The organism is Rhodanobacter humi (assembly GCF_041107455.1).
Taxonomy (GTDB): domain Bacteria; phylum Pseudomonadota; class Gammaproteobacteria; order Xanthomonadales; family Rhodanobacteraceae; genus Rhodanobacter_A.
In genome coordinates this window covers 465831-480775 of the sequence record NZ_JBGBPY010000001.1, presented here as the reverse complement: position 1 = coordinate 480775, position 14945 = coordinate 465831, and the positions used below count along the sequence as shown (strand labels likewise).

At 66.4% G+C, this 14945-nt stretch carries 13 protein-coding genes and 1 tRNA gene; 4 read left to right on the top strand and 10 right to left on the bottom strand.

The window, feature by feature from the left end:
- The first annotated feature begins 7 nt into the window (after window positions 1-7).
- Window positions 8-84, top strand: a tRNA-Arg gene (locus AB7878_RS02265).
- Window positions 85-667: 583 nt separating this feature from the next.
- Here AB7878_RS02265 and AB7878_RS02260 read toward each other — a convergent pair.
- The 5 genes from AB7878_RS02260 to AB7878_RS02240 all read right to left on the bottom strand — a co-directional run bounded on the left by AB7878_RS02260 (window position 668) and on the right by AB7878_RS02240 (window position 7529).
- Window positions 668-1048, bottom strand: coding sequence for a hypothetical protein (locus tag AB7878_RS02260; RefSeq protein WP_369492797.1), 381 nt, complete (start codon window positions 1046-1048; stop codon window positions 668-670).
- A gap of 476 nt (window positions 1049-1524) precedes the next feature.
- Window positions 1525-2091: a DUF3251 domain-containing protein gene (locus tag AB7878_RS02255; RefSeq protein ID WP_369492796.1), complete on the bottom strand. Its 567-nt coding sequence runs from the start codon at window positions 2089-2091 to the stop codon at window positions 1525-1527.
- 397 nt (window positions 2092-2488) lie between these two features.
- A complete protein-coding gene (locus AB7878_RS02250; RefSeq protein ID WP_369492795.1) occupies window positions 2489-4801 on the bottom strand; it encodes a transferrin receptor-like dimerization domain-containing protein in 2313 nt (770 codons plus the stop codon).
- Window positions 4802-4844: 43 nt separating this feature from the next.
- On the bottom strand, window positions 4845-6314 hold the full coding sequence (locus AB7878_RS02245) for a hypothetical protein (protein WP_369492794.1): 1470 nt from the start codon (window positions 6312-6314) through the stop codon (window positions 4845-4847).
- A gap of 105 nt (window positions 6315-6419) precedes the next feature.
- Window positions 6420-7529 carry a glycoside hydrolase family 18 protein gene (locus tag AB7878_RS02240; RefSeq protein ID WP_369492793.1) on the bottom strand — a complete coding sequence of 370 codons (1110 nt, stop codon included), beginning with the start codon at window positions 7527-7529 and terminating at the stop codon, window positions 6420-6422.
- 103 nt (window positions 7530-7632) lie between these two features.
- Here AB7878_RS02240 and AB7878_RS02235 point away from each other — a divergent pair, with 103 nt between their 5' ends.
- The 3 genes from AB7878_RS02235 to AB7878_RS02225 all read left to right on the top strand — a co-directional run bounded on the left by AB7878_RS02235 (window position 7633) and on the right by AB7878_RS02225 (window position 10255).
- Window positions 7633-7818: an oxidoreductase-like domain-containing protein gene (locus AB7878_RS02235; protein ID WP_369492792.1), complete on the top strand. Its 186-nt coding sequence runs from the start codon at window positions 7633-7635 to the stop codon at window positions 7816-7818.
- A 528-nt stretch (window positions 7819-8346) separates the two neighbouring features.
- The gene (locus tag AB7878_RS02230) at window positions 8347-9360 is read left to right on the top strand and encodes an LLM class flavin-dependent oxidoreductase (protein WP_369492791.1); all 1014 of its coding nucleotides are present in this window, start codon (window positions 8347-8349) and stop codon (window positions 9358-9360) included.
- A gap of 37 nt (window positions 9361-9397) precedes the next feature.
- A complete protein-coding gene (locus AB7878_RS02225; RefSeq protein ID WP_369492790.1) occupies window positions 9398-10255 on the top strand; it encodes a PA4780 family RIO1-like protein kinase in 858 nt (285 codons plus the stop codon).
- Between the two features lie 249 nt (window positions 10256-10504).
- Here the strand turns inward: AB7878_RS02225 and AB7878_RS02220 are convergent, their stop codons facing one another.
- The 5 genes from AB7878_RS02220 to AB7878_RS02200 all read right to left on the bottom strand — a co-directional run bounded on the left by AB7878_RS02220 (window position 10505) and on the right by AB7878_RS02200 (window position 14726).
- Window positions 10505-10939 carry an FKBP-type peptidyl-prolyl cis-trans isomerase gene (locus AB7878_RS02220; RefSeq protein WP_369492789.1) on the bottom strand — a complete coding sequence of 145 codons (435 nt, stop codon included), beginning with the start codon at window positions 10937-10939 and terminating at the stop codon, window positions 10505-10507.
- A 114-nt stretch (window positions 10940-11053) separates the two neighbouring features.
- Window positions 11054-11608, bottom strand: a complete 555-nt coding sequence (locus tag AB7878_RS02215) for a YaeQ family protein (RefSeq protein ID WP_369492788.1) — start codon at window positions 11606-11608, stop codon at window positions 11054-11056.
- A gap of 43 nt (window positions 11609-11651) precedes the next feature.
- Window positions 11652-12395, bottom strand: a complete 744-nt coding sequence (locus AB7878_RS02210) for a glutathione S-transferase family protein (protein ID WP_369492787.1) — start codon at window positions 12393-12395, stop codon at window positions 11652-11654.
- 169 nt (window positions 12396-12564) lie between these two features.
- Window positions 12565-13320, bottom strand: coding sequence for a slipin family protein (locus tag AB7878_RS02205; RefSeq protein WP_369492786.1), 756 nt, complete (start codon window positions 13318-13320; stop codon window positions 12565-12567).
- Window positions 13317-14726 carry an NfeD family protein gene (locus tag AB7878_RS02200; RefSeq protein ID WP_369492785.1) on the bottom strand — a complete coding sequence of 470 codons (1410 nt, stop codon included), beginning with the start codon at window positions 14724-14726 and terminating at the stop codon, window positions 13317-13319. The genes AB7878_RS02205 and AB7878_RS02200 overlap by 4 nt, the downstream gene beginning before the upstream one ends.
- Between the last annotated feature and the right edge of the window lie 219 nt (window positions 14727-14945).

Genomic DNA, 14945 nt, shown 5'->3' with positions numbered 1-14945 from the left:
CGCCTTTGGCCTCGTGGCACAATTGGATAGCGCGCACCCCTCCTAAGGGTGAGGTTGCAGGTTCGAACCCTGCCGGGGCCACCAACTTCTCGCTGATTTTGCCCCAGATTTGCCCCGTGTTAAAACGCCCTTCAAGAAAACCCTTACAAAACAAGGGTTAGGAGCGGGGAAAATCAAAGACATTCTGCCTCCTAAGGGGAAGGTCGCGCGTTCGAATCGCGCCGGGGTCACCAGATACACGAAGGCCGGCAATGCCGGCCTTTGGTGTTTTTGGGGGGCAGTAGCGCTGAAGTTAAACAGTGGCGAAGCCGTCTGCACTTGTGCAATGAAGCACCATCACACTGCGTTCGACGGCAATCACTGCAGCGTGCGCCCTGCGGTCGCCACCGGCGTGGCATGCGCTGCCGAGTAGTCGTTCCCGAGTTGCCACGACGAACAGTGTCATGACGAATGTGTCGGTCCCGAATCGAACCAAGCCGATAATACTTCTGGCTCACGAGGCTGCTTCGAACAATAGGTTTTCGATTCGCGGATTCCACGATGGTCCGAGCGCCATGCGCTCACCGCAAGGCCGAATACAAGACTGCAACCGATACAACTACCCGACATCCACCGTCACAGCATCTCGGGTTAGTTGCACGAGGAGTCCATACACGAATTGTTTGGCCTACCAATTCTTGTAATGTACGATTACACATGTGGCAGCTGCGTGACCCACCATGTCTTGACCGTTTGCATCTGGCGAAAATCCTGAGTCGAGCGTTGCCTCCATGCTGAATTTCGCAGCGAATATCTCGCGCTCGCTCGGCACGTAGGCGCCAGCAGGATCATTCGCACGCATTGCCTTGACGGCAGCAAGAATGAATTCGTCACGATCGACTTTGCTCATTGGATAGCGTTTCGCTGCTTCGACTGCTTTAGTAGCTGCTTTTGTGCATCGGGTTGCTAGTTCTGAGTCGGCCGCAGTCAGCGCTTTGGTATTTTTTGGTGACTGCGCCAGGGCGCCAGTACTGATTAAGACAAGGCAGGTAAGGAATACGAGCCGCATTTAACTCTCCAAAGTAGTCCTGATGCCAGGATTAATCCGGGCCACGAAGCGGTTTGGCTCGAATTGTTAGGTCGCCGCAGTGCAGGGCCAAGAGTCAGCCTACTCAATGCTACGAGCAAGTGCATAGATTCTCTCTGCGATCTTTCGCCCCGAGCTATTCTGCATGCGGCTGAGTGTGTGTTCCAGCGAATTCTTGTGAACTTTACCAGAAGGGAAGAAGGTGGGGTCTCGTTGAGTTAGCGTACTCAGAATGGCATTCCACTCCTTACGACACTCGGCCGGAACTTCGTCCTCGCGGAGCATGCGGAGGTATCTATACGCGCCACGTAGGCGCTCACGCACATCACCCTCCCTGACAGCCAAGGCGTAGAGAGCAGAGTTGAATTTTTCCCTATATCGAAGACTAACCATTTGCGGCCTAATGCTGAATTTAAGTGGCGTGCAGATTTTCGCGGGCCGCTTGGATGAGCTGTTATCTATCGCTTGGACAGGACAATTCCGGTATGTGATGCATTGCTAATATTGATGACTCCCAGAGAGCTAGGGGGAAGGCCCTCAAGAACAACAGAAGTTGCTGTCCACGAACCTGGCTTAAGCGATTCGTTGAACGTAATAGCTTTTGAGTGCTTGGACTTGTCATCCATTTCGTCTTTATCGTTCATACTTGCCCACTCGATGTTCGCTTTCAAGCCATTGATCGTTGATGCGAGAGGATTGCCGAAGCTGAGAGTTACCTTGGAGCCGTTTGCGTAGGGTTCTATATTGTCTAGAGAGACGGTTAAGATCCCCAGATCGGTGCGAAGGATGGAGTAGCCGGAGCTGCCGGGCGTGAGGCGTGCGGTTCTATCCATGTTGGTGAAGAAGTGATTAACAGCTACCTGAGCCTGGAGCTCAGTCAAATCCTCTTTGACGCTCTTTAGTTCCGACCGGAGCGCTGTAACTTGCTTCGCGACGTTTGCAGACTCTTCAGCGGGCTGGGACATGATCCCGCAGCCGCTGAGCAGTACGATGCCTAGAGCAAGGTTTATTGAACGGAAATGCATGACTTCCCCTGTGATAGCTAACGATGGAGCTTAGTCGCCGGAAGCTCGTGTAGCGGGACGACGGCTGCAGTGAATTGTTCCCCTGCCATTCGACCCACGCAGCGGAGCCTTCGGCACCTCGCTAGTCTACCAATTTGTCGCAAGTAATTGCGATAAGCAATTCGACGTGGCGTGATCACGCTCGTATCTACCCACTACTTGGGTTCGTACCCCGGCCTAGACTGGAGTCGTCGAACCGGAGCCAACGCCTTGGCGCTGCTCGATTTGCTGCCATCTTGGTCTCGTGATTCAGGTGGGTAGAGCGCGCCCTCCATGGACGTAGGTCGCGTGTTCGAATCGCACCGGGGTTACCAAACGACGAAGGCCGGCAATGCCGACCTTCGTCGTTACGTGTTACTCAGCGGGCTTGTTTCAGCATCGCCGTGAGTTCGTCGAGCTTGGCCCGATACCCATCCAGCACCTTGGCCGTAACCACGGCATACCGATCCGCCTCATCCCACCGCCGCGCCTCCAGCGCCTCGCGCACGCCGGGCACGGTCTTGACGCCGTAGCCGGTGAGCATGCCGGGTGCGTAGATCATGTGCTTGAACCAGGTGCGGCCGGGCAGGCCGTCGGGGCTGGTGAGCGATTGCTCCATGCGGCCCATCAGCGCGTTCAGTGCGGTGCGCTGGGTGTCGCCGAGGTCGAGGCCGGCGGTGGCGCGGGCCTGATAGGCGGCCTCGTAGGCTTGTGCGCTCTGCTTGAGCTGCTTCGCCGCCTGGTCCAGCGGTGCGAGGTCGATGGCCGGCACGTCGGAGTCGCGTTCCGGTGGCGCGACCGGGCGGGTGGGATCGCTGGTCAGCGCGAACGCGTGCTGGTCCAGCAGGCGATGCTGTTCGGTGGTGGCCTTGCGGGTGTCGGCGACCAGCTTGTGCAGCTGGTCCACGTAGCGGTCCAGCATGGCGCTGAAGTCGCCGAAGCGCAGCGGCAGCACGCGGGCGTCGGCGGCGCGCAGCACGATATGGCCGGCGACCTTGGACAGCGCCACACCGTATTCGAACGTGGGGTCGCCGAAGCGTACGTAGTGGTCGAAGGAGTCGTAGCGCGAGTGGTAGACGCCGCCGTCGTCGTCCTCGCCGCTGAAACCGAGGTCCAGCGAGGCGATGCCCAGGTGTTCGAGGAAGGCGCTGTAGTCGGAGCCGGAGCCCAGCGCGGCGATCGGCAGGTCGCCGCCGGCCGCGGCGAGCTTGGCGTCTTCCTTCGCCTCCGCGTTCGCGCCTTTGGCCGCGCCGTTCACCAGCATGCGGGCGCGCAGGCGTTGCTGCACGCTGACGTGGGTTTCCGGATCGGTGACGCCGGCGGCGACCTGGTTCACCAGGTGCTGCAGCGAATGGCTGCCGCCGGCGTCGAGGAAGCCGCGGCCGTTGGTGTCGGAGTTGACGTAGAGCACGGCCTTGGCTTGCAGCTCCTTCGCGTGCGTCTCGGCCCATTCGGTGGAGCCGAGCAGGCCCGGTTCCTCACCGTCCCAGCTGGCGTAGACGAGGGTGCGCTGCGGTCGCCAGCCCTGCTTGACCAGCGTGCCGATGGCCTTGGCTTCGGCCAGCAGCGCCACGTTGCCGGCGAGCGGGTCCCAGGCGCCGAACATCCAGCCGTCGTGGTGGTTGCCGCGGACGATCCACTGGTCCGGCTCGGTGACACCCTTGAGCATGGCGATCACGTCGTAGACGGGCTTGCGGTCCCAGTTCGATTCAACGACCAGGTGCGCCTTCGCGGTGCCGGGACCGATGTGGTAGGTGAAGGGCAGCGCGCCGCGCCAGTCGGCCGGCGCCACCGGGCCGCCCAGCGATTGCAGCAGCGGCGTGGCGTCGGCGTAGGAAATCGGCAGCACCGGGATCTTCATCAGCGTCTTCGCGTCCTTCAGCGCGAGATGCTTCGCGCCGGGGACGGAGCCGTAGCCGGGCGTGGTGGGATCGCCGGGGTAGACCTGCATGTCGGCCACCGAACCGCGCTGCACGCCGTCGGCCGGGCGCCAGCCGCCTTCCGGGTAGGCATCGCCCTGGTAATAGCCGTCGTCGCGCGGATCGGAGTAGATCAGGCAGCCCACCGCGCCGTGTTCCTGCGCGAGCTTGGGCTTGAGTCCGCGCCAGCCGCCGCCGTAGCGCACGATCACGATCTTGCCCTTCACGTCGATGCCGCGGCGGGCCAGCGCCTTGTAGTCGTCCGGCATGCCGTGGTTGACGTAGACCAGCGGCGCGGTGACGTCGCCGTCGGCGCCGTAGACGTTGTACGGCGGCAGCGTGCCGTCGCGGATCGCCGAGGTGGCGTCGCCGGGGACGGCCGGCTCGCTGAGCTTGGCGGTGTAGGGCTTGGCCCCCAGCAGTTCCAGCGCCACCTTCTTCGGCGTGGGATAGAGCACGTCGAAGGTCTCGATGTGCGCGTCCCAGCCCCATTCGTGGAACTGCGCCAGCATGAACTCGGCGTTCGCCTTGTCGTGCGGCGTGCCCACCTGGTTCGGCGCGGAGGACATCTGCTTCAGCCACGCGCGCTGGTCGGCGGGGTCGAGCAGGGCGTCGAAGCGTCGTTCCAGGCTTTGCTGCCGTGCCGCGCCATCGCTGGTGAAGCCGAGCATGCTGTCCGCGGGCGACGGGTCGGCTGGCAGGGCGGCCGCGGCGGTGAAGGTGAGCAGCAGGCAGCCCAAAACCAGTGCCGGGCGAATGGTCGGATGGATCATGCGAAGACTCTCCTTCACGAGCGGGGGCGTGGTGTGGCGATGGTCAGCCGCTGCAGCGGCGCGGCAGCACGCCGGGTTGGCAGGCCAGCGTCGACCTGGGTGGTTCCGGGAGCGTGGCGGCACTGTCGCCGCCACGCTTCGCCGGTACGGTGATGTTCTGGTGGTGGAGCGGGTCGCCGTTCTCGGTGCTGAAGCGCAGGCGGTACTTGCCGGGGCGCAGGTAGAGATCGGAGCCCGGCACGCCCTGCGAGCTGATCGTCATCCGCAGATCCAGCGTGCCCAGCAGCGGAACCTGGTCCAGCACCAGGCGATCGGCCGGGATCGCGTCGTCGCTTTCATCGGCGTAGCGTGCCTCGACCAGGCAGGGAAAGTGTTGCTGGCAGCGCGCGCCATCGACGAACCAGGCCTGGCGCAGGCCGCCCAGTTCCAGCCAGTCGGGCCGGCCACGCACCAAGTGGCTCAGCGGGAAGAACACGCTGACGTCGTAGCCCGGGCGCAGCGACCAGGGCTGGCCCGTGGCGCTGGTGAACACGATCGGCACGTGCGGATGCAGCTGCGCCATCACCGCGGTGTAGACCGGGTGGTCGTCGTCGGCGAGTGCGTGCGGATACAGCGCGGTCTGCTCGACCGACAGCATCGGCAGGCCGGTGAGCTGGTACAGGTGCTCGGCCATCGAGGAGCCGCCGAGGTAGCGCCCCGACTTCACGATGTGCCCGTAACCGGCATCGACCACCAGCCGCGCCGCGGGATCGCGCTTGAACACGGCGGCGTCGAGGTTGCGCGCCTGCTCGGCCTCGCGCGCGTCGCCGGTGGCGTCGGACGTGGCCTCGTAGGCGACCACCTTGAAGCCCAGCTTCAGGGCGGTGCGCACCATCTCGGCGCACACCGGTTCCTCGGTGTAGAAGCCGCTCTTGTCGACGGGGTAGCCGCGCGCCTGCAGGCCGGTGTCGGCCTGGTACAGCGTCTCGGCGGCGAACCAGTCGAAGCCTTCCGCGCGCAGGCGGCTCAGCAGCTGCACGGTGAGGCTGCGGGTGAGCGCCACGTTGTGCGCCTCGTTGAGCAGCACGACGCGGTAGGGCTTCGCCAGCTCAGGGATGGCCGCCAGCGCGGGATGGGCATGGTAGTCGGGCAGGCCCAGCGGCGAAGGGCGATCGTCCGGCTCGGGCAGCTGCTTGATCGAGAAGCTGGCCGCCGCGTCGGAGTAGTCGCCGATGAAGCTCTGGTACCAGCTGATGTACTGGCCGAAGATCAGCCGGAACGCCGGCGACTTGTCCTCGTCCCAGGTACGGCGCATCACCTGGTATTGCGCGAGCAGCCCCTTGTGCCGGTTCGCCACGGCCATGATCCGGTCGGACTTGTCCGCCGCGGCGAGCTGCAGCGCCTGCCACTGGTCCGGCGTCAGGTCGGGTGTCCGGGCCGGCGTCTGGGCTGGTGTCTGGGCGGAGGCGGCACGCGGGCCGCAGGCCAGCAACACGCAGGCGAGCAGGACGGCCAGGCGGCGGTGAGGGAACATCGGTTGCCTCTGCGAGGGAAGGCCTCGCCGCCTGCCGTTTTACCAGCCTCGCCGGACGCTGTCCCGTGGCGATGTCCGGCATGGGTCACAGGTCATGGACGAAGGTCACTGCAGGCCTTGCCACATCGCCTTGAGCAACTCGCCATCGGGGTCGTTGTCCTGCTCCCAGTACATCAGGCCGCCCAGGTGCTGCGCCTTCACGTAGGCGGCCTTGGCGGCGATGGACTGCGGATCGTCGTAGCTGATGAAGCTGCGCGTCCTGGCGTTCCACAGGTACGGCGCCTCGGCCTTGGCATCCCAATAGCGCACGTAGCCGTGGCGACCGATGTAGTCGGCCTTGAGCTGCGGCCACGCGATCATGGCCTGGAAGTGGCCGAAGCGCTGGAACAGGCCGTGATGCTCCGGCTGCACATCGGCGAACTCGCGGCCGTAGAACGCCACGCCCGGCACCAGCTTGGCCGGCGGCACGCCGGCGGCGAGGAACTGCCGCACCGCGCGCGCCAGCGTGCGCGCATCGGCCGGCGCCAGCGCGGAGGCGTGCAGGCCGGTGTGGTTGCAAGTGGTCGGCGTCATCGCGTTGCAGAAGTCATAGGTCATCAGGTTGAACCAGTCCAGCGACGGCGCCACCGCGGCGATGTCGATGCCGTCCACGAACGGGCCGTCTGCGGCGGCGATGCTGAGCAGGTAGTGCTTGCCGTGGCCGGTGCGATCGAACGTGGCGCGCAGCGTCTGGAGCAGGGCGGTGAAGTGCGCGCGGTCGTCGGGGCTGGAGGCGATGCCGGATTCGTGGTGGCCGGGGTATTCCCAGTCCACGTCGAGGCCGTCGGCGTGCGTTGCCGCCAGCAGCGCGGCGGCGCTGTCGGCGAAGCGTTGCCGACCGGCCGCGGTGGACGCCGCCTCGGAGAAGCCTCCCGCCTCCCAGCCGCCCACCGACACCGTCACCTTCAATTGCGGGTGCGCGGCCTTCAGCGCGATCCGCTGCGCCAGCCGCGCGCGGGCCGTGTCGCCGAGCGTCACCTGGCCATCGACCACCTGCGCGAACGCGAAGATCAAGGTGTCGATGCGGTCCACGTCGTCCGCGGGAATCGGGTGCTGCGCGGTGTCGTAGGCCACCACGCGATAGTGCTCGCCGGCAGCGGGAGCGGCTTGCGCACCGAAGGGCAGAGACAGCGCGGCCAGCAGCGCAAGCAGGGGGAGGAGACGGCGTGACGGCATCGGGGGACTTCCGCAACGGGGGGGCTTCGATCATCGCAGCGCGCCGGCCGCGCGGCCAGTGCGGCGATACACTGCAAGCGATGCCAGACCGGAATCCTTGCGCGTGAGCACCGCCGACACGCCTGCCAACCCGCCCGACGATCCGCGGCCGCAGCCACCGCCCGAGCCCGATCCATCCGACTGCTGCGGCGAAGGTTGCGTGCCCTGCGTCTACGACACGTACGAGGCGGCGCTGGAGCGTTACAAGGCCGCGCTGGTGGCGTGGCAGGCGCGGCATCCGGATGGCTGACGATTGCCAAGGGATGCTCTGATTCTGCTCGTCATCCCAGCGCAGGCTCACCGCTGTCCGCAATATCCGAAATCCCAGTTCGCAGACTCTAAGCACCCCAAGCTATCGCTTTGAACAACGAAACCGAGCGACTTGAATTCGCGCAGGCGCTGACTGGTGAGCCCCTCTCCCTTCGGGAGAGGGTGGCGGCAGCCGGGAGAGGGTTCGAGCGGAGCGAAGTGTCTCGGCAAGTCCGAACCCTCTCCCCTAGCCCCTCTCCCGGAGGGAGAGGGGAGAAGATCGTCTGCGAATATTCCGGACAGCAATGAGCGCAGGCTGGGATCCATGCTGTAGGCGATTGAACACAAAGGCACTGGATGACCAGCTTCGCTGTTGTGAAGCGCTTTCTGCTTGACCAGCCTTCGGCTGTTGAAAAGCTCCTCGCAGGAATGACGAGCAAGAAGCCGATTTATCAGACCTTTTGATCAGACCTTTCCAAGTGCGGCATCCGCCCCCAGATCAGGTCGCATCGTATTCCCGGATGCCACCATGATCCCGTTCTCCGTCCTCGACCTCGCGCCGATCACCGAAGGCAGCGACGCCGCCCAGGCGTTCCGCAACACGCTGGACCTCGCGCAGCTCGCCGAGCGGTTGGGCTACCGGCGCTACTGGCTGGCCGAACACCACAACATGCCGGGCATCGCCAGCGCGGCGACCGCGGTGCTGATCGGGCATATCGCCGCCGGCACTTCGACCATCCGCGTCGGCGCGGGCGGCATCATGCTGCCGAACCACGCACCGCTGCAGGTGGCCGAGGCCTTCGGCACGCTGGCCGCGCTGCACGGCAACCGCATCGACCTCGGCCTGGGCCGCGCGCCCGGCACCGACCACGCCACCGCGCGGGCGCTGCGCCGCTATTACGACAGCGCCGATGCGTTCCCGCAGGACGTGATGGAGCTGCTTGCCTACTTCGAGCCGGCCGCGCCGGACCAGGCAGTGCGTGCCGTGCCTGGCGCGGGCAGCGAGGTGCCGGTGTGGCTGCTCGGTTCCAGCCTGTTCGGCGCGCGGCTGGCCGCACAGCTGGGCCTGCCGTACGCATTCGCCTCGCACTTCGCGCCCGACGCGATGGACGAGGCGCTGGCGCTGTACCGCCGCGACTTCCGCCCCTCGGCGCGGCTGGCGCGGCCGTACGCGATGCTTGGCATCAACGTGGTGGCGGCGGACAGCGACGACGAGGCACGGCGGTTGTTCACCACCCAGCAGCAGAGCTTCATCAACCTGCGTCGCGGCCATCCGGGGCTGATCCCGCCGCCGATCGCCGACATCGAGGCGTACTGGACGCCGCCGGAAAAGCTGATGGTGGAGCGCGCGCTGGCCTGCGCCGTGGTCGGCGGTGCCGCCACGGTGAAGCAGGGCATCGCGGCCTTCGTCGACCGTCACCGGCCGGACGAGCTGATGATCGTCAGCAACGTGTTCGAGCATGCGCTGCGGCGGCGCTCGTACGAGCTGGTCGCCGCCGCGTGCGACCGGCTTGCGACGGGGATTCATGCGGATCGGTCATAATGGCCGGCTTCCCTTGCTCTGACGAACCTCTTTACGCATGAAAACCCCCGCCGGCCTGCAGGCGCTGATCGATGACGGCGTGATCGACGAAGTGCTGCGTCCGCTCAAGAGCGGCAAGGAGGCGTCCGTCTACGTGGTGCGCTCCGGCGACGCGATCCGCTGTGCCAAGGTCTACAAGGACATGGCCCAGCGCAGCTTCCAGCAGCGCGTGCAGTACCAGGAAGGGCGCAAGGTGCGCGGCAGCCGGCAGGCGCGCGCGATGGGCAAGGCGACGAAGTTCGGCCGCAAGGAGGCCGAGGCCGCGTGGAAGAACGCCGAGGTGGACGCGCTGTATCAGCTCGTCGCCGCCGGCGTGCGGGTGCCGCAGCCGCACGGCTACTTCAACGGCGTGCTGGTGATGGAACTGGTCGCCGATGCCGACGGCGATTCCGCGCCGCGGCTGGGCGAGGTGGAACTGTCGGCGGACACCGCGCGCGAGTTCCACCGCGTGCTGATCCGCCAGGTCGCGCGGATGCTGTGCGAGGGGCTGATCCACGGCGACCTGTCCGAATACAACGTGCTGGTGGCGCCGGACGGCCCGGTGATCATCGACCTGCCGCAGGTGGTCAGCGCCGCCGGCAACAACGCCGCGCGGACCATGCTGCGGCGGGACGTGGGCAATCTCACGATCAGCCTGGCGCGCTTCGCGCCGGAACTGCTCGACACGCATTACGCCGAGGAGATGTGGGCGCTGTTCGAGCAGGGCGAATTGCAGCCGGACAGCGAGCTGAGCGGCCATTTCGTGTTCGACGAGAGCGACGTCGACGTGGACAGCGTGATGCAGTCGATTCTTGATGCGCGCGAGGAAGCGCGCATCCGCCAACTGGGGCGCGAAGCGGCTGCTGCCGAGCCGTAAACGCGCCCGCGTAGGAGCGGCTTCAGCCGCGATTGCGTCCCGCGGTGACAAATGCGTCGCGGCTGAAGCCGCTCCTACGGGGGGACTCAGCGCTTGGCGGCTTTCTTTGCCGCCTTCTCGGCCTTCTTCTCCTTGGGCGTCTTCAGCGGTTTCTTCTTGTCGCTCTTTTTCTGTTCCATGCCTTTCATGGCGTTCTCCTGCGGGTGGGTGTGGTGGCTGCATGGTGCCACTTTGCAGGGGCGATGGCACTCAGTTCGGGGCGACTTGAAGCAGCTCGACCTCGAACACCAGCGAGGCGTCCGGCGGAATCGCGCGGCCGGCGCCGCGCTCGCCATAGCCCAGCGCCGCGGGAATCAGCAGGATGCGCTTGCCGCCCACGCGCATGCCGGCCACGCCTTCGTCCCAGCCCTTGATGACGCGGCCCTGGCCGAGCGGGAACGAGAACGGCGCGCCGTGGTCGAGCGAGCTGTCGAACTTCGCGCCGCGGTGGTCCTTCGCCTGCTCGTCGTACAACCAGCCGGTGTAATTCACTCGCACGTCCGTGCCCGGTTTCGCCTCGGCGCCGCCGCCGACGACTTCGTCGATCGTGGTGAGCTTGTCCACGTGGCCACCGGTGTACGGTGCCGGCGCGGGGCCGCAGGCGGCGAGGGCGAACAGGGCGAACAAGGGCAACAGCCAGCGCATGAGCGACTCCAGGCATGGGGAATGGGGGTAGGAGCGCACCCTGGGCGCGAAGCACTTTTCGGCACACCGGCCAGAGCATTCGCGCACAGGGTGCGCTCCTACATGATTGCAGGTTCAGGCGACGGCGTAATCGCCCATGCGCGCCTGCGGGCGGATCGCCAGCGTGCGGTCGCCGCTGATGAGCTGCAGCTCGCCGTCCTGGATCAGGCACTGCAGGCGCATGCCGCGATCGCACAGCGCGGCGAGTGCCCGCACGTCGGTTTCCGGGATGTCCAGCACGGTGAGATTGTCGTTGCGGGCGAGCGCGCCGGCCAGCTTGTCCCACCAGATATCCGCGCCGCGTCCGCCGTAGGTGAACACCACGACCTGACGCGCGCGGCCGCAGGCCTTGCGGATGCGCGACTCGTCCGGCTGGCCCAGCTCGATCCACAGCTCGATCTCGTCGGTATACGCCTTGCGCCACAGCGCCGGCTCGTCCTCGTCGCTGAGGCCTTTGCCGAATTCCAGTCGCTCGTCCGCGTACAGCACGAACGCGAGCAGGCGCACCATCAGGCGTTCCTCGGTCTCGGACGGATGCCGCGCCAGCGTCAGCGCATGGCTGGCGTAGTAATGCCGGTCCATGTCGCTGATCGACAGCTCGGCCTTGTGGATGGTGGCGTTGAGGGCCATGCGCGTGCCTTGAGGACAACAGCCGCCCATTGTACGCGGTGACTCAGGCCGCCGCGGCCTGCGGCTGCGGCCAGACGTGCGCTGGGTAGTAGACCCGCATCATGCGCGCCACGTAGTCGACCAGGTTCGGATGGCGCTCGGCGGCGGTGCGCAGCGGCGTGTCGAAGAACGGGGTGAGGATCGCCGCGAGCACGCCGAAGGCGATGGCATCGACGGCGTGCGGCCGGTCGCCGAACAGATATTCGCGCTCGCCCAGCAGCATGGCCAGCGCGTCGATCGAGCGCGTGCCCAGCTCGGCGATCTGTTCGCGGTTGTGGCGGCCCAGGCCGTGCGCGTGCAGCGCGTTCTGCTTGGCGGCCTGCATGTCCTCGCGCAGCCGTTCGCGGATCGCCTCGGGCGCGCGGTCGGCGAAATGCGCCGGGCCCCTGGCGAAGTTCTCCGCATCGATCCAGCGGAACCACACCATCGCCCAGTACAGGTGATCCTCGACCATCCGCTCGATCGCCCAGGCTTCGGCGCGCTGGCGTGCGTCGAGGCCCGCGTCCAGGTCCACCCCGTGTTTGCGCTCAAGGTAGGTGCGGATGAAGCTGGAATCGCACACCACCTCGCCCGCGTCGTCGATGTACGGCAGCTTGCCCTTGGGCGCTTCCGGCGGGATCGCGAACACTTTCCGATGGGGCAGGTGGGCCATCTGCAGCTGCACCTCGGTCTTGGTGACGAAGGGGCTGGGATCGGGCAGGCCGAAGGCCGGGGCGCAACCGTACAAGGTGATGGGGGCGGTGGTCATGGCGAGGCTCCGTGGAAGTTGCGAGGAGTCTGGCGATGCCCTGCTGACAGCATCGTGTCAGCAGGACGCGGGCAGGAGCTGGCCTCTCACCGTTCGCCCCCGGATCAAGTCTGGGGGCGAACGGTGAGGAACGGCATGGTGCCGAACCACCGTGCGAGGACCAATCGGCTCACGCCTTGGGCAACGCATCCAGCAGCGGCTTGATCAGCTCCATCGGCAGCGGGAACACGATGGTGGATGCCTTGCCGCTGTTGGACATGTCGGCCATCGTCTGCAGGTAGCGCAGCGACAGGGCTTGCGGCTGCTGCGAGAGCATGGCGGCGGCATCGCGCAGCTTCTCGGCAGCCTGCAGTTCGCCCTCGGCATGGATCACCTTGGCGCGCCGTTCGCGCTCGGCCTCGGCCTGGCGGGCGATCGCGCGCACCATCGTCTCGTTGAGGTCGACATCCTTGAGCTCGACATTGGTGACCTTGATGCCCCAGGGATCGGTGGCCTCGTCGAGGATCTGCTGCAGGCTGTGGTTGATCGAGTCGCGCTGCGACAGGATCTCGTCCAGCTCGTGCTGGCCAAGCACCGAGCGCAGCCGGGTCTGCGACAACTGGCTGGTGGCTTGCAGGAAGTTCTCCACCTGCAGTACCGACTTGTCCGGTTCCACCACGCGGAAATACACCACCGCGTTCACCCGCACCGAGACGTTGTCGCGCGAGATCACGTCCTGCGGCGGCACGTCCATCACGGTCACGCGCAGATCCACCCGCGTCATGCGCTGCACGATGGGCACCAGGATCACCAGGCCCGGCCCCTTGATGCCGGTGTAGCGGCCCAGCGTCAGCACCACGCCGCGCTGGTATTCCGGCAACACCTTGATCGACAGGAACAGCAGCAGGACCACCACGATGACGACGACACCACCGAACCCGATCATGGGAGCTCTCCTTTGTTCGCCTGCAAGGGCGTGACGTGAAGCAGCAGGCCGTGCCGTGCGGTGACGCGCACGCGCGTCCCGGCCGGCAGGGCGACTTCGCAATGTATCCGCCAGCGTTCGCCGCCGATCAGCGCCCAGCTTTCGCCGCCGGCCGGCACCGCCTGCAGCAGTTCGCCACTGGCCTGCAGCATCGGTTCGTCGCCGAGGAAGGGCTTGGCCCGGCGCGCGCGCGTCACCAGCCGCAGCAGCATGGCCAGCAAGGCAACCGCGCAGAAGGCGAGACCGGCGATCACGCCCACGTTCACCTCGTAGCCCGGCACGCCGCGGTGGAACAGCATGATCGAGCCGATCACGAACGCGATCACCCCGCCGATGCCCACCACGCCCGCGGTGGGCACGAAGGCCTCCGCCAGCAGCAGGCCGATGCCCAGCGCCATCAGGGCCAGCCCCGCGTAGTTCACCGGCAGCAGTTGCAACGCGTACAGGCCCACCAGCAGGCAGATGCCGCCGGTGACGCCGGGCAGGTAGGTGCCGGGGTGGAACGCTTCCAGGATCAGCCCGTAGATGCCGGCCAGCAACAGCAGGTAGGCGATCGTCGGGTTGGTGATGATGCCGAGGAAGCGCGCCCGCCAGTCCGGCGGGTAATCGTGCACGGCCAGGCCGCGCAGCTTCAGTGCCACGCTTTGGTCGCCAAGCTTCACCGTGCGGCCGTCGGCCTGCGCCAGCAGCGCGGTGACATCGGCGGCGACGAAGTCGACCACGTGCTGGCTGGCCGCTTCGCTGGCGGTGAGCGTGGCCGCGCCGCGCACCGCCTGCTCGGCCCAGGCCGCGTTGCGTCCATGCAGTTGCGCCAGCGAGCGGATGTAGGCGATCGCATCGTTGAGCACCTTGCGGGTTTCGGCGTCGGGTGCGGGACCGCCGGGTTCAGGTGTGCCGCTGCTCTTGGGTGAAGCCGGTTGCGTGCCGCCGATCGGCAGCGGCGTGTCGCCGCCGAGGCTGACCGGGGTAGCGGCACCCAGGTGGGTGGCCGGCGCCATCGCCGCGATCGGGCAGGCATACAGGATGTAGGTGCCGGCCGAGGCCGCGCGCGCGCCGGCCGGCGCCACGTAGCCGAGCACCGGCAGCCGCGATGCCAGGATCGCGCTGACGATACGCCGCATCGATTCGGCCAGGCCGCCGGGCGTATCCATCTGCAGCACGATCGCCGTGGCGCCGTCGGCGTCGGCTTGACGCATCGCAGCATCCACGTATTCCGCCGCGGCCGGTCCGATCGGGCCGTTCAGGTCGATCCGCGCCACGAAGCCGGCGTCGTCGCGCGCAGCCAGCGACGACCCGGTGGCGAGCGTGAGCAGCGCCAGCGCCAGGCAGATGACGGCACCGAGGTTGAGCCATGGCTTGCGCCACATGCAGCTCTCCTTCCGAATCGCAGCACCGTCACAGTGCGCCGGCGGGTGTTGCGGCAATGTCTAGGCAGTTTCCGGGCGGCGCAGTGGATGGTCCCGACTTGAGGAAACCCCGGTCTTGCTCGTCATTCCGGCTTTCGCCGGGATGACGAACCTTGAGCGCCGGAGCACTTGGCGAAGCATGCCGGCCGTGCCAGGCGGTACTTTCGGGGCGAAATTTCG